The following is a 16392-nucleotide window of genomic DNA, read 5'->3' on the forward strand; positions in this document are numbered from 1 at the left end:
GTGAAAAATGTTTGCGATCCGCACTCACAGCACCCAAACCCAAGCGTGTCCCGTAGGGACGAAAGCGCCCCGACAACACCAAAGTACCACCCATCACACAGCCCATAGCCACCCAAGCCCAAGCGTGTCCCGTAGGGACGAAAAGCGCCCCGAGAACACATCAGTCTCGCATCCAGCTAGGGAGTCAAGAGGGCCAAGCCCTTTTGAGCCCTCCCTATAGGGAGGGTTTGGGAGGGTAAACAATTTCAACCCTAAACAGGGTAATAGGAGGAATTTAAATGATCACTCACATCGTATTTTTCAAACTAAAGGACCGCAGTCCTGAATCCATTCAAGCAACCGCACAGGTACTTACCAACATGGAAGGTAAAATTCCGGTACTCAAGCATATTGAAGTTGGATCGGACATTTTGCATCAGGAACGTTCTTATGATATCGCCTTGGTTACGAAATTTGATTCCTTGGAAGATTTATCTGCATATGACGGTCATCCTCTGCATCTGGAAGTAAAGAAACACATGAAAGAAGTGCTGGATGGAACTAGCGTTTGCGTCGATTATCAATCATAGCAAAAAACCGACTCCGGTGGATTCCGCATCACCACAGAGTCGGCTTCATGATCATCAGCCATAACATAACAAACAGGACAAACATATACATATACAAAGCTCTGGAGAGCTTGTTAACGAGAAATTGTCGGTCATGCTCCGGCTGACGCAGCTTGCGAATTGTCGGTGAAAAAGCACGAGCCATAAAAAGCAATGAAGCAAACAAGACAATAAACGTACCTGCAATCCAGGGAGTGCTCCAGGGCCAACCGCCAAGCCACATCAGGAGCAGCCCTGAGGCAACAAGAACATGACCGGTATGCTTGGATAATCGGACAGTAAAATGAAATGAATCCAGATAGGAATTCAAAACGGCACCCTCAGCAGTCCGAAGTTTGGAAAGCATAGGAATGAGCACAAAAAAGGGACCGATAGCTACCATAGCACTAACGGCATGGATAAAGATGAGCCATAAATACAAGATGAAGCCTCCCAAACTTGAAAAGATAAATTAAACAGTGTAGCATTCATTTAGATGAGTACTACACTGTTTTTGGTATTCGCAGCTTTATACGGCGCGGAACTCGTGAACCCATACTTTCATATGCGGTAACCAAGGCATTCCAGCGTGCATGCCTAGAATGTGGTTTTTGTAGCTTTCCACGTTTTCAAAGCCTTCGGTTTGAACGGCCTCATCGGTCAATTCACCCAAACTTTGTTGGTACACCTTGTGAACCTCAAATTTATGGCCTTGAAGCTCCATAATTTCACCGATATCGGCATAACGTCCATTTCTGCGGGTAGCGGTTTTTTCGCCGCTGATTACTTTCTTCACATCTTCTTCAACAGTAACCAGACGTTCAATCGTACAGGTTTTTGGAGCTAGTACTTCGGACATAGGGGTTATTCCTCCTTTATTTATACAACTGTTAGCTTACATGAAAACAGTAGTTGACGCAAATTTATTAAGACTATTAATTACAGGAGGGAACAGGATGAAGGCGCAAATAAACCAGAGCTATGTCATTCAGCTGCTGGAGCAGTTGCTGAACATACCGAGTCCAAGCGGATATTGTGGTACTATTATGAGTTTTGTCGAGCAGGAAGCAAAGAAGCTGGGATTTGCGATGAGCTATACGAAAAAAGGCGCGGGCTTGATCACAGTACCGGGAGCTAATCCTGATCGCGTGATCGGGTTGTCGGGACATGTCGATACATTAGGGGCTATGGTACGATCGATTAAGCCGAGCGGCATGCTGCGTTTGACGCCTGTTGGCGGCTATATGATGAACGCTATCGAAAATGAATACTGTCAGATCCACACCCGAGATGGGCGAACCTATGAGGGCACGATCCTGACGACCAAACCTTCGGTTCATGTCTATCCGGATGCGCGGGAGCTGAAGCGTGATGAGGCTGCGATGGAAATACGATTGGACGAACCGGTTAGCAGTGCTGAGGATGTGCAGAAGCTTGGAATCGGAACGGGAGATTTTATTTCTTTTGACCCGCGGGTGAAATCGATGGATAATGGCTTCTTTAAATCCCGCCATTTGGACGATAAAGCTGGAGTGGCTGCGCTATTCGGGCTGCTGGAGCTGCTTCACAGAAACAAGATCACACCTGCGTATACCTTGAAGCTACTGATCAGTACTTATGAAGAGGTGGGGCACGGTGCAGCCTATTTGCCTCCGGATATTGACGAGCTGCTGGCTGTTGATATGGGAGCTATGGGTGAGGATCTAACATGCACCGAATTCGATGTGTCGATATGTGCGAAGGATTCATCCGGACCTTACGATTACCAGATGACCTCGAAGCTGATCGAGCTTGCCAAGCGTGACGGTATCAAGCATGCTGTGGATATATACCCGCAATATGGCTCGGATGCAACGGCTGCACTGCGCGGCGGAAGTAATATAAGGGCGGCGTTGATCGGACCTGGTGTGCACGCTTCCCATGGGATGGAACGAACTCACCGCGAGGCCATCATCGGTACGATCGCATTGATGGCCGCATACATCACGGAACCCAACGTAATTTAAGAACCAAAGGAGCTGTAACAATTGAATATTTTATCTATTGAACATTTTCATAAAAGCTACGGAGAAAAGGTACTGTTTGATGACCTGACCTTCGGTATTGATGAGAGACAACGGATTGGTTTAGTCGGTGTCAATGGAACAGGCAAATCATCCTTGCTAAAAGCAATTGCAGGTCTGGAGCCCGTTGATTCGGGTAAAATGTCGCATTCCAATCATTTTCGAGCCGAATATTTACCGCAAAATCCGCAGTTCGATAAGGAGTCTACAGTGCTGGAGCAGGTCTTTTATGGCGATACTCCGCTGATGCAGACACTTCGTGAATATGAGGTGGCTCTTGAAGCCTTACAGGTGGAACCGGAAAATGAAAAGCTGCAGGAACGATTGTTTGCTGTTCAGCATCGTATGGATACGTTGAATGCGTGGGAGGCCAGCACGACGGCCAAAACCGTATTAACACGTCTCGGTATTGTCAATTTTTCGCAAAAGGTCGGTCTTCTCTCGGGTGGACAGCGTAAGCGCGTTGCCATGGCAAGAGTTCTGATTCAGCCTGCAGATCTGCTCATTCTCGATGAGCCCACGAACCATATTGACCATTCGACCGTCGAGTGGCTGGAGGAGTTTTTGTCCAAATGGAAGGGCGCGCTGCTGTTGGTCACGCATGATCGGTATTTCCTTGATCGAGTGACGAATCGAATCATTGAGCTAGACAAAGGCAAGCTATACAGCTATGAGGGCAACTATGCTTCCTTTCTGGAGAAAAAGGCAGAACGACTTGACAGAGAAGCTTCTGAAGAAGATAAGCGACAAAATTTGCTGCGCCGCGAGCTGGCATGGCTGCGTAGAGGTGCAAAAGCGCGGACGACAAAACAAAAAGCCCGTATCGATCGGACCGTAGAATTACGTGATCGTAAGGTGGATGGACCATCTGCACAAATGGATATGGCACTTGGAGCCAGCCGTCTTGGCAAGAAAGTGATGGAGCTGGACAATGTAACCAAATCGTTCGAAGGACGGAAGTTGGTTCATGATTTCAGCTATATTGTGATGCCGGACGACCGGCTTGGTATCATCGGTCCTAATGGTAGCGGGAAGTCGACACTGCTTAATATGCTGGCAGGCAGATTGCAGCCGGATGAAGGCTCCATTGAAGTGGGGACAACCGTCAAGCTAGCCTACTACACACAGGAAAGTGTTGAGATGGATGAGAAGCTGCGGGTAATTGAATACATTAAGGAAGGTGCCGAGGTTATCCGTACAGCCAGCGGGGAATCGATCACAGCATCACAAATGCTGGAGCGGTTTCTGTTCCCTGGAGCTTTGCAGTGGACGCCAATTGGCAGGCTATCAGGTGGCGAACGCAGAAGGTTGTACCTATTGCGAACGTTGATGGGTGAGCCTAATGTGTTGCTGTTGGATGAGCCGACCAATGATCTGGATATTCAAACACTTACCATCCTCGAAGAATATTTAGAGGATTTCCCCGGAGCCGTTATTACGGTTTCCCATGATCGATACTTTTTGGACCGAACAGCGGATCATTTATTCATATTTGAGGATGGGGCAATCAATCGCTTTATCGGTAATTATTCCGATTATTTGGCATCAGTCAAGGAAGAGGAATTGGTACTGGCCAATGAACGTAAGCAGCAATCCCAGAAGGCAGCTCCTGCCGCAAGTACGAATACATCGACAACATCCGGAACAGAACGCAAAGAGGGCACGCGCGCGCGTAAGCTGAGCTTCAATGAGCAGCGGGAATGGGATCAGATTGAGGATAAGATTGCTGCGCTTGAAGAAAAACTTACTCTGATCAAGCAGAGCATTGAGCAAGCTGGCAGTGATTTCGGTAAAATTCAGGATCTTTATGAGCAAGAACAGCAGCTGACAGCACAGATGGAGCAGGCTATGGATCGCTGGACTGAACTATCCGAGCTGGTCGAGCAAATTTCTAACGGTAAATAGCGTGAATGCATAGGGTTTTTGTGGTATAATTTATGTTTGATGGCAAGGTATTATTTTTATCGCAAATTGAAGAGAGTAGGGAATACGATGATTACGGTTTCTAATGTAACACTACGATATGGTAAAAGGGCTTTGTTTGAGGATGTTAACGTTAAGTTCACACCAGGCAATTGCTACGGATTGATCGGAGCGAATGGAGCAGGCAAATCGACATTTTTGAAAATTTTATCCGGGGAATTGGACGCTAACAAAGGTGAGGTAAGTATTACTCCAGGTGAGCGTATGGCAGTTCTGAAGCAGGACCATTTTGAATTCGATGATATCGAGGTTCTGAGAACGGTTATTATGGGTCATGCAAGACTGTTCCAAATTACGGAAGAAAAAAATGCATTATACAGTAAAGCCGATTTCTCCGAGGAAGACGGTATGCGTGCGGCAGAATTAGAAGGCGAGTTTCAGGATCTGGACGGCTGGCAAGCAGAGTCGGATGCGGCTGAGCTGTTGATCGGCTTAGGCATTCATAAGGATCTGCACGATCAAAAAATGAAGGATCTAGGCGGTAACGAGAAGGTTCGCGTGCTATTGGCGCAGGCTCTTTTTGGGAATCCTAATATTTTGCTGCTTGATGAGCCTACGAACCATTTGGACATCGAATCGATCAACTGGCTGGAAAATTTCCTTTCCCGATTTGAAGGCACTGTTATTGTTGTATCTCATGACCGGCATTTCCTGAATCAAGTATGTACGCATATTGCCGATATTGATTTCAGCAAGCTTCAGCTTTATGTCGGTAACTATGATTTCTGGTATGAATCCAGCCAATTGGCATTGAAATTGAGCCGCGAGTCAAACAAGAAAACAGACGAGAAAAAGAAAGAGCTGGAGGCGTTCATTCAACGCTTTAGTGCCAATGCATCCAAGTCGAAGCAGGCAACCTCTCGTAAGAAACAGCTGGAGAAGCTGACCTTTGAAGATATCAAGCCTTCTACACGTAAATATCCATTTATCAAGTTTTCACCTGAACGTGAGGCTGGTAAACAGCTGTTGGCTGTTGACAAACTGACCAAATCGGTAGATGGTGAGATGCTGCTGAACAATATCAGCTTTACTTTGAACAAGGGCGATAAGGTTGCGCTTGTAGGTCCTAACGGGAATATCAAGTCGCTGCTATTTCAAATTCTGATGGGTGAAGTAGAGGCAGATTCAGGGGAATATACATGGGGTGTCACAACAACTCAAGCGTATTTTCCAAAGGATAATGCGTCGTATTTTGATACTGACATTAATTTGGTTGACTGGCTTCGCCAATATTCCAAGGAGCAGGACGAATCATATCTTCGCGGATTCCTGGGTCGGATGCTGTTCTCTGGTGAAGAGGCGTTGAAAAAAGCCAGCGTGCTGTCCGGGGGAGAAAAGGTTCGCTGCATGCTGTCCAAAATGATGATGAGCGGAGCGAACGTCCTGCTGTTGGATGAGCCTACGAACCATTTGGATTTGGAGTCGATTACAGCACTCAATAACGGTATGGTTGATTTTGACGGTACGATGTTATTCGTTTCGCATGACCATCAGTTTATCCAAACGGTAGCCAATCGAATCATGGAAATTACACCAAATGGTTTGATTGACAAAATGACGACGTATGATGAGTATTTGCAAAACGAAGATATAAAAAAACAACGTGAGCTATTGTATGTTTAGATGAGGACATAGAAAAAGGATGAGCTTGTCTGGATAGCTCATCCTTCTCTTTAACTGCCTCCGGTGCGGCGCCGTTGATTATTTGGTTTTTTGTTGTTTTGATTTCTCATAACGGCACTGTTGCCACCGCGCAGCTGACCGTTCGCCTTTTCATCGGCTTGCTCTTGCTTCTTTTGGGCAAGCTTGTTTTTAATGGCGTCAGCCAAGCTGACTTTTTTTGGCTCTTGTACGGAATCGTTTGATTGTGTTTCGTCGGACATGAGGTACACCTTCCTTGTTCTTGATGATTCAATTGTACTGATTTTGTAAGGATTTGTCCAACAAGTTGCTGGTTTATCTTGAAGCAGGAGCGTACATGATGTTTGACCCAACGATTTTTGATAATTTAAAGGTTGTGCTTGAGGGCGCTGTATATGATATGGACTTGAATGATTCCGTCGTTATTATGGGAAGAACCGATCGTATCGAGCTATCTTCAATGTCCCGCAGCTTCTCCATGACTATGGCTCGTAAAGAGGATGGTGTAGCTGAAGGCAGCTTCATGCTGACCGCATCCGTAGCCGATTTGGCAGCAGAGCTGCTTGCCGATTCCAAACAGCAGCCAGGCTGCAGCCTGGAGCTTAGCTTTGTATTTCCGATTACTGATATCGAACGGGATTGCTCCGAATCGGCTTCCATGATCGGTGAGATCTGGGGGGCCGGGCCGCAACTGTCACAATGCATCATGATGGAGTATGGAGAGCAGCCCAGAAGAATGAAATCGAAGCTGGATGTGAAATTTGTCAAGAAGCTCGATGAGCGGCATATTGATGATATTCCCAGTCTGTTAGAGCATTTTCACCTCTGTCTCGAGCGTCTGGATGAACGGATAATCGAATGAGCGACATATTTTCATTTTCTTGCAGGAAAGGGGGTTTCACCATGGAGATGACGGAATGGACAGAGCAGCAGCTGCGAACAAGGCTGTCATTATTATCCGAGAGTCAATTCGTATATTTGTATACCCCTTGGTGCGGTACCTGTAAAATGACCGAAAAGATGCTGCAGGTCGTTATGACCTTAATGCCTGATCTTCCCATTGTGAAAAGTAATGTAAACTTCTGCCCGCAGCTTGTGCAAAGCTGGAAGATTGAAAGCGTACCTTGTATCGTACATCTGAAGCAGCATGGTATTGCGGACAAAAGGTATCGGATGCAGGGAGTGGACGATTTACTCCAATGGTTTCAAAAATCTATTAGCTTCGCAGAACTTTAAGGAGGATAACCGAGATGAGTAATGAATTTGAAATTGGAACGATAGTCACAGCCGCTTATAAAACCGGAGAATATGTCGGTGAAATTGTCGAGATCTCGAGCTCCGGCAAGGCTGCAGTTAAAATTAAAGCAGTAATCAAGCATCCGACACAAGGGGACTTACATAATCCTATGGATCCTAATGTACCCTTCTTTCATCAGCGTCGTGCATTGTCTGACGGAGAAATCGCCTTGATGCCTATGTATACCGTTAAACCCTTTAACGGAACGGTTCAAGAGTACCGTATTTCATTAGAGCGTGCCTTATATACCGAGATTCGGAAGCTGGAAGAGCAGGCGCAATGGGTAGCTCGTTCTCTGCAAGAGCTGGGGCAGTTGAAAAAAGACTATACGCTATAACCGGAACGGATGTGCCGATCTTTATGCTGTTTGTACTGATAGGCCTATGGACGATTGGGCTCCTTCTAGTAGTTACAGATCCCAGAAGATCTACGACAAGGTGGATCGCCAGCATCGCCTTCACAGGCGGTTTTGGCGGTTTGTCCGCTGTTATTAATGAGCAGTTGGGTCCTTATTTGACCAGACAAGGCTGGATGACAGCATCTCTTTCCCAGTTCATGGGTTATATGGAACGATTCTCTTCGATTATTTGCTATTATGGCTTGCCCTACACCTTCCTGATGTTTACAATCGTGTACCACCCGAACAGCGGGGGTTGGCTTTGGAAAAGGTGGCTTTCATGGGTACTTCTTTTGCCTTCACTGATATCTTTTGCATTCGAGCCATTGCCTAGTGACCCCATTCCCTATCAATTCGTGATGTGCTGGACGGTTCCTTACATTATTACGGGGATACTATTATTGATACATGCAACGGCTAAGGAATTGAATTCATACCTTCGCAAGCTGCGTATGCTGACGACGTTGGCTGCCGCTCCCACTATGTTCGGTGCTTTGTTCACCCTGTATATTTTGCCAACGCTGTACGGTAATAATCAATGGTGGCGTTACAATGCCTGGCTGATTGGATTTACGCTTGCAGTCATTTTTTTCTCCAGCTTTCGTTATGGGTTTATGGGCTTGCAAATATCGATTCGCAATCATCAGCTAGACTATACGCTGCGGGCTATTACTTCAGGTACCTCAATTCTGAACCATGCCATAAAAAACGATGTTGGAAAAATTCGTTTGTTCGGTGAAAAGATCAAATCTGAATCCGCTCAATCCGATCCGGGGCAATTGGAAAATGATGTTGATGTCATCCTCAACGCTTCACAGCATATTTATGATATGATCTATCGTATACAGGGGCAAACACAGGATGTAGCTCTGCACGAAGAGCCGGTTCGGCTTGCTGAACTTTTGGAAAGATGTCTAACGGCGCTGGAACCGAGTCTCCATCGAATAGAGGTCCTAAGGGAATTGCGCTATGAAGGTGCTTTGTGGGGTGACCCTGCACAACTGGATGAGGTCATGACCAATGTACTGATGAATGCGGTGGAAGCGATGCCGCAAGGTGGAAAACTGCTAGTAAAATTGACCGAAACGAAGCGCAATCTGACGGTTGAAATAAGGGATACCGGTATAGGTATGGATAAATCGCAGCTCAGGCAAGCCTTTGATCCCTTTTACACAACAAAAGGAGGCAAGAAGCTTAACTTCGGGCTCGGCCTATCTTACTGCCACACCATTATTCATAAACATAAGGGCACGATGTCCATCCATAGCAAGCCAGGCGTCGGAACGGCAGTTTTTATCATTTTCCCTAACAGGAAAGGGGGCGGGAGAGGTTGAGCAAAATACGAATTGTCATTGTAGAAGACGATCCGGATTGGCTTCGCGGTTTGATGAGTTATTTGGGCAAGGAAGCCGATTTTGAGCTTGTTGGTCAAGCATCCTCCGGACAGACTGGAGTCGAGCTGTTGGAGCAGGTTGAGGCCGATGTGGTGCTGATGGATATTATGATGTCAGACAGCCCGGACGGAATATGGGCAGCAGCAGAAATCGTGCAGTGTACCGGGGCCAAAGTCATTATGCTAACTTCTATGGAGGATAAAGAGCTGATTTTTGAGGCGTTCAAGGTCGGAGCGGTCGATTATATGGTCAAATCAAATTTTGCCGAAATCCCGCAGGCTATTCGTAACGCGTATGCAAATCGCAGTCCCATCCATCCCAGTGTGGCTGAAAAAATGCGCGAAGAATTTCGCCGCCTGAAGCATATGGAGCATGAGGTCAGGGTGAAGGAGCTGCGTGATCTGCTGACACCAACGGAAGTACAAGTTCTGGATTTAATTGAAAAAGGGCATACACAAACGCAAATTGCCGATAAATTTGTAGTTTCCATACGAACGATTAAAGTTCATGTGGGTAACATTTTGCGTAAGCTCGGAGGCAAAAGCAGTAAAGAAGCAGCTCAAAAAGCAAAGGATATGGGTATACTTTAACATGGACTTATTGGAAATTAATTTACAATTATTCAGTATTATAGGTACAGTAGCTTTTGCGGTCAGTGGGGCCGTAGTAGCCATGGAAGAGGATTTTGATGTATTGGGTGTGTTTGTATTAGCGTTGGTAACAGCTTTTGGTGGCGGTGTGGTGCGTAATTTGCTTATTGGTATTCCCGTAACGACTCTATGGGAGCAGAGCTTATATCTGAAAACTGCTTTGATAGCAGCAGCACTTGTATTTATAGTCCCCAGCAGCTGGATACGTAAATGGAAAACTTGGGAATCGCTGTTCGATGCCATCGGACTTGCCGCTTTCTCGATTCAGGGTGCTATTTATGCAACCAATATGCATCATCCGATCAGTGCTGTTGTCGTCGCAGCGGTAATGACCGGGATTGGTGGAGGTATCATTCGAGACGTATTGGCCGGACGCAAGCCGCTTGTGCTGCAGGACGAAATCTATGCGGTATGGGGCATGATGGCTGGCTTGTTTATAGGTCTGGGATGGTTTCAAGGATCCTATCACCTTTTGGCGTTGTTTGGTATCATTGTTTTTCTGCGGATGCTGTCCGTATTCTTTAAATGGAGATTGCCGCGGCGCAGCTTGCGGTTGAAATGATGCTTACGATGCGAGTTTCGCTACAACGAAACTTGGATGATGCTTACGAAGTGAGTTTCGCTACAGCGAAACTTTTAGGAGGGTTACCCATGAACGAGGATCAATCCATGCAAGACATGAAAAGAATTCCCGCTGAGCTGCTGCAGGAGCGTCTGGAGGTCGTTAAGCAGTTAAGTAACGATGATCTGGAGCTGTATGAGATTTCCAAGGATAAGCTGACAGGTGAGCATTATTTGCATTATGCTTATCTTCATAAGCAGGTAGCAGCCATGGGACCTGAAAGCAGCGGCATCGAGACTTTCCATCAGCTTATGCCCTTGGAGAGCGATGACGTGCTCGCTTTCATATTCGGGGAACAGGAATTTACTTATCCATCAGCTTGGAAGAGGTCGTTTTTACGAAATGGTCCTGAAGGCGATTATGTCTGGTTTAATCCTGAATACACACAGGATGAGGAGAACAGCGAGGCCATAGCGAACGAGCTGAGGGAGCAATTGCTGCGCTTCAAGCAATCCACGGAGTTGACACCGGAAGGTGTGAGCAGGCTGCTGCAGGATTTGGATCGAACCCGGGACGGGCACCAATCTGAATGAGGGTTGAGGGCGAGCGGCGTTATTGATGCTCATCGTATAGTATTTTATATTGAAAGCTCCTGTAAGGTTGTGCGAGCTGCACAGCCTTACAGGAGCTTTTTTAATGCTCAAATTTATAACCAACCCCCCAAACTGTTTTGATATGTTTAGGTTCCTTGGGATCAATTTCGACTTTCTTGCGGAGATTGGTAATATGTACATCAACGGTACGTTCAGTCACGAAGGTGTCGATTCCACGAATTTTGTTCAACAGCTCCTCACGGGAAAATACTTTACCCGGATGCATCCAAAAAAGTTTCATAATTTCAAATTCAGAAAATGTTGTTTCTACAGGGTGATTAAGTAAGTAAATACAGCGTTTTTCCATATCGATTTTGATAGACTGCGGGTCCATTTCCCCTGATTCTGCAGGGGGCGTTGATTGTACACTATGATTCGAGATGGCCGATCGACGCAGCAGGGCACTCGTTCTTGCAGCTAATTCACGCATGCTAAAAGGCTTGCATAAATAATCATCAGCTCCGATAATTAAAGCTTTTACCCGCTCCGAGACCTCACTTTTGGCAGAAATCACCATAATGGGCACATTGGAAACCGTTCGAAACTCTTTACATAGATCCATGCCGTTGGCATCAGGAAGCATGATATCCAAAATAATAACATCCGGTTCTATCGTATTAAATAATTTGGTGCCTTGTTGTCCATCTGCTCCCCAATGTACGTTATAATCCTCTTCAGATAAATAAATCGAAATCATATCTGCGATGCTCTGGTCGTCCTCAATAAGTAAGACGGTAGGCATGAGCTCCCTCCTCACTATGTTAGGAAATGGTTAAGAAAATTAACAAATAAAAAACGAGAAATAACAACATTATTTTAACAAATGTTTTATATAGTGACAAAAAGGAATTACTTGCATTTTTAATGTATCTCAAAAGTCAGTTTAGGACAAGCTTATGAAGAACTAATTAGTTAAAAATTGAGAAAAAGAATTGATTCCACTAATGGGAGGCTGCTAAGATGAACATTGCTGCTCATATTGAACAAGAAATTCTCCTACTCAACCAAGAATTGCATACGCTGGTTACCCTGAAAGGCTACGAACTTACACATTCTGAAGTTGTGAATAAGAGTACGGAATTGGATCAATTAATTATTTGCGCAATGAGCAGTCAATCTAAGCGTTTTCAGAATATGCAAGCATCTTAGTACCTACTAACCTATATAGACATGAGACCATAACGAATAAAAAAGCCATTTGTTTGGAGGTCCCGGTGAGAAAGACCCGTTCAGGTCTTGCTCTAGCAGGAGTTCCCAAGTAAACGGCTTTTTGGTGTGGTCGCATCTGAGATCACTTTACCCAATGTTCTCCCCAATCGTGTACAGCCTCCATGACAGGCCGGAGTGCTCTTCCTTTTTCGGACAGCTCATATTCAATACGTACGGGAGTTTCCGGGTATACATGCCGATGGATGAGTCCCTCGGTTTCCAATTCTTTAAATCGTTCAGCTAACATTCTGTCGCTCATTCCGGGGATCATTTCGGAAATATCCTTAAACCGCCTTGGGCCCTGAAGCAAGGATTGAATAATCAAGCCGGTCCAGCGTTTTCCTAAAATGCCAAATGCAGCTTCAAACTTGGGGCAAAGCTGATGATCAGCCATTGCTATCATCTCCTTCTTACTATCATTGTAGCATAAGTTACTCAATAAAAGTAAGCTATCATTAAAAGGAATTTTTATGTCTTTTTGCAAGAATGATTGAAAAATGTTCCATTGTAAAGTATAACAACGATAGAGCCTTTTAATTTGAACTGTATATATCAAGGGGGAACTGCGTTCATGTACGGATCACCACTATCAGGATTAGCCAAAAAAATGATGCTTCTAGGTTCAGGCGAGCTGGGCAAGGAAGTTATCATTGAAGCACAAAGACTAGGAATTGAAACCATCGCGGTAGACCGATATGCGAATGCACCAGCGATGCAGGTTGCGCACCGTTCCTATGTGATTAATATGCTTGATGAGGATCAGCTTCGCGAGCTCATCAAGAAGGAGCAGCCGGATTTAATCGTACCGGAAATTGAAGCGATCGCCACTCAAGTGCTGCTTGATTTGGAGCGTGAAGGGATGCGTGTGGTACCAACCGCTACGGCTGCCCAATTGACGATGGATCGCGAGGGCATACGTCGTTTGGCTTCGGAAATTTTACATCTCCCGACAGCCAATTACGCATTTGCCGACAGCCTTGAGGAGCTTCAGGAGGCGGTTGCTGTTATTGGTACACCGTGTGTCATTAAGCCGATTATGAGCTCTTCAGGCAAAGGTCAGAGCGTTTGCAAATCATTGTCGGATGTTGAGAAATCGTGGACGTATGCGATGGAGGGCGGCAGAGCAAAGAAAACGCGGGTGATCGTGGAGCAATTTATTCATTTTGAATCCGAGATCACACTGCTTACCGTACGTTCGGTATCAGGCACTGCGTTCTGTGAGCCGATTGGTCATGTGCAGAAGGAAGGCGATTACATCGAATCGTGGCAGCCGCACGAGATGACAGCCTTACAAATCGAACAGGCGCAGCATATAGCTAAGACGATTACTGACGCTTTGGGTGGTACAGGGATTTATGGTGTGGAACTGTTTTTGGCTAAGGATCATGTGTACTTTAGTGAAGTCTCTCCACGTCCGCATGATACGGGTATGGTGACTATGGTTACACAGGATCTATCCGAATTTGCCCTGCATGTTCGTGCCATACTGGGTCTGCCGATTTCAACAATCCGCATGCTGACGCCAGGAGCTTCACATACTTTAAAGGCTACTGAAGAACAGCAGGTATTCAGTATTGATGGAATTGACAGGGCGCTAAGTCATCCGAATACTCAGGTGCGTATTTTTGGCAAGCCGGAAACGAAGATTGGGCGAAGAATGGCTGTCGCGTTAAGCACGGCGGACGATGTCGAAGAAGCTCGGAGAGTTGCAGCTCTGGCTGCTGGGGAATTGAAGCTTCGTTACGAGCATTAAGCGTGAAAAAGGAAGCTATCCATCGTTATTTTGTTGATCCCATGCCCGCTGGCTTGACGAGAACGCCTAAAACAAGCTATTATTCAAGGTACACATGATAATGGTGATCAAAGACAACCTATATAAAGAGAGGTACCGAAATAATGGCATACCAACCAAAGGTAATCAAAGCAGAGATTGTAAGTAATAACCCGAAAAACGGATTGTTCGAGGTCGTTGTTAACTTGAAGGACCGCACATCGTGCAGACTCATTTATGAAAAAAAGGCAGACAACGCGACTCCGTTCGCATCGCATATCAACCGTTTGTTGAATGAGCCTTGCCCGATTTGCCGTAAAGATTTTCTGTGCGATTGCATGACCAAGTACAAGGAAGATATTTCCGAGCAAGCGTTGGAGCTAGTTGGAACGCCATAAATCAATCATCCATTGAACCCGTGGGCTGTAAGCTCATGGGTTTTTTCCAAATTCTAAGGATAACCGGGTGAGGGTTACTTATGGTACGTATGTTAATCTATATCGTGCTTAGTTGTTCAGTGCTAATAACCAGCTGTATTGTATATTATTCGGTGCAGGCGGCCTCCCAAACACAGCTGGCATCGGGCGAGCAGCTGCAGCAGGTGCACGATCAAACCGTGATAAGAATTCAAAAATCGTTCGAAGAGCTCGACCACACACTGAAGCGGATCAGTAACGATTATGCCATTCAGCGATTGAGTGAGGGAACGGTTATTACAGATTCTGCCGAGGATCGTTCGCTGCGGGAATATGCCGATTACTTGCTTCGCTCTGAGCGCTCCCAATTTCCTTTTGTAACGAATATGTGTATGTCGTTGGATGCGTTGAACTATAACTTATGCACCGAGGCATTGACATCCGTTACTCCTACAGACACAACTCTTCCCATGCTGCGAAAGTTTGATCGGTCCCTACAAGCCCGTGAAAAGAGAGAAGCTGCGGATGGCTATGAGGTTATATATACGGCCCCACTCACGAATCGGAAAAATGTAGTTAAGGGCTCTTTTCAAATTACGGTAGCATTAGACCCGTTAATGAAAGATATTTATGGCAGGCTGCCGCTGCTTCGTAACCAGATCATGGACAGTCATGGCGTATTTATGTACAGCAGGCTGCCTGAGACTGATAATGAAATGCTCCAGAAGGAAGAGGGATGGAAGACAGCGACGGAGCCACTTCAATGGGGCAAGTTCTCCGTGATGTCGACGAAAAAGCTGGAGCTTCCAGGAGCGGTATGGTTTTCACAGATTGAAGCCCGACAGTCTTTGGAGACTTCTTTTGCAAAGGCGTTTCAATCTACACTTGGATTGTTCATTGTGTTGCTGCTGCTAGTCTGTATGTTGAGTGTATTCGTGTACCAGCATTATTCGGCTCGACCGATGAAACACCTCCGTGGGCTGATGAATCGTGCTGAATTAGGTGATTTTAAAGCGTACTGGGTGCATAAAAGCAGCAGAGAATGGAACGAGCTGGGCGAGAGCTATAATCAGATGCTGAACCGATTGGAAGAGCTGATCAGACAAGTAAAACGTGAGGAATCGCTAAAAAAGGAAGCTGAAATGGAAGCGCTGCAATATCAGCTGAACCCGCACTTTTTGTACAATACGTTAAACACGATCAAATGGGTTGCCAAAATGCACCGTACCCCGCAAATCGCGGAGGTTGTCACTTCCTTGGTCCGACTGCTGCAGGCGAGCTTGGGGAAAAAGGGGGATTTTATTACGGTTCGTGAAGAAATAGAACTGATCCATGCTTATATCGATATTCAGGCATTTCGGTATGGGGACAAAATACGTATGGAGTATGATATTGATCCGTTGTCCGAAGGTTGTCTGGTACCGCGAATGATCCTGCAGCCGCTATTGGAAAATGCGATTATTCATGGGATTGAGCCGAGCCGGCAGGAGGGAGTTATCCGTATTGGCATCCGCATAGAAGCAGAGCGTGAGCTGCTGATTTGTCAGGTTGAAGATAACGGGATCGGTATGTCCATGGAAGACAAGGCTGTTGAATCCGCCACAAACGGGGGGATGCGGGAGAGAATGAGCGGAATCGGACTGCGCCACATCCGCGAGAAAATCAGGCTGTACTATGGAAGCGGATACAATATGAATATGGTGAGCAAACCAAGCCAAGGGACAACCATTCGTCTGACGCTGCCGGTACATTACAATGAGGAAGGATAA

The 16392-nt window shown here is 45.9% G+C and carries 20 protein-coding genes; 15 read left to right on the plus strand and 5 right to left on the minus strand.

Annotated features, from left to right (window positions below; translation table 11 throughout):
* The first annotated feature begins 278 nt into the window (after positions 1-278).
* Positions 279-569, plus strand: coding sequence for a Dabb family protein (locus BK127_RS03180; protein WP_076228556.1), 291 nt, complete (start codon positions 279-281; stop codon positions 567-569).
* Positions 570-597: 28 nt separating this feature from the next.
* On the opposite strand, the gene BK127_RS03185 is transcribed toward BK127_RS03180, so the two are convergent.
* Both BK127_RS03185 and BK127_RS03190 read right to left on the minus strand, forming a co-directional pair.
* Positions 598-1032, minus strand: coding sequence for a DUF2269 family protein (locus tag BK127_RS03185; protein WP_076228878.1), 435 nt, complete (start codon positions 1030-1032; stop codon positions 598-600).
* Positions 1033-1116: 84 nt separating this feature from the next.
* On the minus strand, positions 1117-1446 hold the full coding sequence (locus BK127_RS03190; RefSeq protein WP_076228557.1) for an ASCH domain-containing protein: 330 nt from the start codon (positions 1444-1446) through the stop codon (positions 1117-1119).
* A 97-nt stretch (positions 1447-1543) separates the two neighbouring features.
* Between BK127_RS03190 and BK127_RS03195 the strand changes: the two genes are divergently transcribed.
* From BK127_RS03195 to BK127_RS03205, 3 genes are all read left to right on the plus strand, one after another.
* On the plus strand, positions 1544-2593 hold the full coding sequence (locus tag BK127_RS03195; RefSeq protein ID WP_076228558.1) for a M42 family metallopeptidase: 1050 nt from the start codon (positions 1544-1546) through the stop codon (positions 2591-2593).
* A gap of 21 nt (positions 2594-2614) precedes the next feature.
* Positions 2615-4555 carry an ABC-F family ATP-binding cassette domain-containing protein gene (locus BK127_RS03200; RefSeq protein WP_076228559.1) on the plus strand — a complete coding sequence of 647 codons (1941 nt, stop codon included), beginning with the start codon at positions 2615-2617 and terminating at the stop codon, positions 4553-4555.
* An 87-nt stretch (positions 4556-4642) separates the two neighbouring features.
* Positions 4643-6256, plus strand: a complete 1614-nt coding sequence (locus BK127_RS03205) for an ABC-F family ATP-binding cassette domain-containing protein (RefSeq protein WP_076228560.1) — start codon at positions 4643-4645, stop codon at positions 6254-6256.
* Positions 6257-6306: 50 nt separating this feature from the next.
* On the opposite strand, the gene BK127_RS03210 is transcribed toward BK127_RS03205, so the two are convergent.
* The gene (locus BK127_RS03210) at positions 6307-6516 is read right to left on the minus strand and encodes a hypothetical protein (RefSeq protein ID WP_076228561.1); all 210 of its coding nucleotides are present in this window, start codon (positions 6514-6516) and stop codon (positions 6307-6309) included.
* Positions 6517-6614: 98 nt separating this feature from the next.
* On the opposite strand from BK127_RS03210, the gene BK127_RS03215 reads away from it, so the two are divergent.
* From BK127_RS03215 to BK127_RS03245, 7 genes are all read left to right on the plus strand, one after another.
* Positions 6615-7136: a hypothetical protein gene (locus BK127_RS03215; RefSeq protein ID WP_076228562.1), complete on the plus strand. Its 522-nt coding sequence runs from the start codon at positions 6615-6617 to the stop codon at positions 7134-7136.
* A gap of 41 nt (positions 7137-7177) precedes the next feature.
* On the plus strand, positions 7178-7510 hold the full coding sequence (locus tag BK127_RS03220) for a thioredoxin family protein (RefSeq protein ID WP_179097372.1): 333 nt from the start codon (positions 7178-7180) through the stop codon (positions 7508-7510).
* Positions 7511-7524: 14 nt separating this feature from the next.
* Positions 7525-7908: a sporulation phosphorelay system protein KapB gene (gene kapB, locus BK127_RS03225; protein ID WP_076228563.1), complete on the plus strand. Its 384-nt coding sequence runs from the start codon at positions 7525-7527 to the stop codon at positions 7906-7908.
* A gap of 11 nt (positions 7909-7919) precedes the next feature.
* On the plus strand, positions 7920-9302 hold the full coding sequence (locus BK127_RS03230) for a sensor histidine kinase (RefSeq protein ID WP_256711158.1): 1383 nt from the start codon (positions 7920-7922) through the stop codon (positions 9300-9302).
* Positions 9299-9952, plus strand: a complete 654-nt coding sequence (locus BK127_RS03235) for a response regulator transcription factor (protein WP_076228565.1) — start codon at positions 9299-9301, stop codon at positions 9950-9952. The genes BK127_RS03230 and BK127_RS03235 overlap by 4 nt, the downstream gene beginning before the upstream one ends.
* Position 9953: 1 nt before the next feature.
* Positions 9954-10574, plus strand: a complete 621-nt coding sequence (locus tag BK127_RS03240; RefSeq protein WP_076228566.1) for a trimeric intracellular cation channel family protein — start codon at positions 9954-9956, stop codon at positions 10572-10574.
* 89 nt (positions 10575-10663) lie between these two features.
* Entirely contained in the window at positions 10664-11167 is a 504-nt protein-coding gene (locus BK127_RS03245) for a hypothetical protein (protein ID WP_076228567.1), read from the plus strand.
* 100 nt (positions 11168-11267) lie between these two features.
* Here BK127_RS03245 and BK127_RS03250 read toward each other — a convergent pair whose 3' ends face one another.
* On the minus strand, positions 11268-11969 hold the full coding sequence (locus tag BK127_RS03250; protein WP_076228568.1) for a response regulator transcription factor: 702 nt from the start codon (positions 11967-11969) through the stop codon (positions 11268-11270).
* 218 nt (positions 11970-12187) lie between these two features.
* Between BK127_RS03250 and BK127_RS03255 the strand changes: the two genes are divergently transcribed.
* A complete protein-coding gene (locus BK127_RS03255) occupies positions 12188-12376 on the plus strand; it encodes an aspartyl-phosphate phosphatase Spo0E family protein (protein ID WP_076228569.1) in 189 nt (62 codons plus the stop codon).
* 142 nt (positions 12377-12518) lie between these two features.
* Here BK127_RS03255 and BK127_RS03260 read toward each other — a convergent pair whose 3' ends face one another.
* Positions 12519-12830 (minus strand): winged helix-turn-helix transcriptional regulator, encoded by a 312-nt coding sequence (locus BK127_RS03260; RefSeq protein WP_076228570.1) that lies wholly within the window; start codon positions 12828-12830, stop codon positions 12519-12521.
* A gap of 177 nt (positions 12831-13007) precedes the next feature.
* On the opposite strand from BK127_RS03260, the gene purT reads away from it, so the two are divergent.
* The 3 genes from purT (at position 13008) to BK127_RS03275 (ending at position 16392) form a co-directional block, all read left to right on the plus strand.
* Entirely contained in the window at positions 13008-14189 is a 1182-nt protein-coding gene (purT, locus tag BK127_RS03265) for a formate-dependent phosphoribosylglycinamide formyltransferase (protein ID WP_076228571.1), read from the plus strand.
* A 143-nt stretch (positions 14190-14332) separates the two neighbouring features.
* Positions 14333-14605, plus strand: coding sequence for a hypothetical protein (locus tag BK127_RS03270; RefSeq protein ID WP_076228572.1), 273 nt, complete (start codon positions 14333-14335; stop codon positions 14603-14605).
* 80 nt (positions 14606-14685) lie between these two features.
* Positions 14686-16392 carry a sensor histidine kinase gene (locus tag BK127_RS03275; RefSeq protein ID WP_076228573.1) on the plus strand — a complete coding sequence of 569 codons (1707 nt, stop codon included), beginning with the start codon at positions 14686-14688 and terminating at the stop codon, positions 16390-16392.

The sequence above is a fragment of the Paenibacillus sp. FSL H7-0331 genome, from assembly GCF_001956045.1.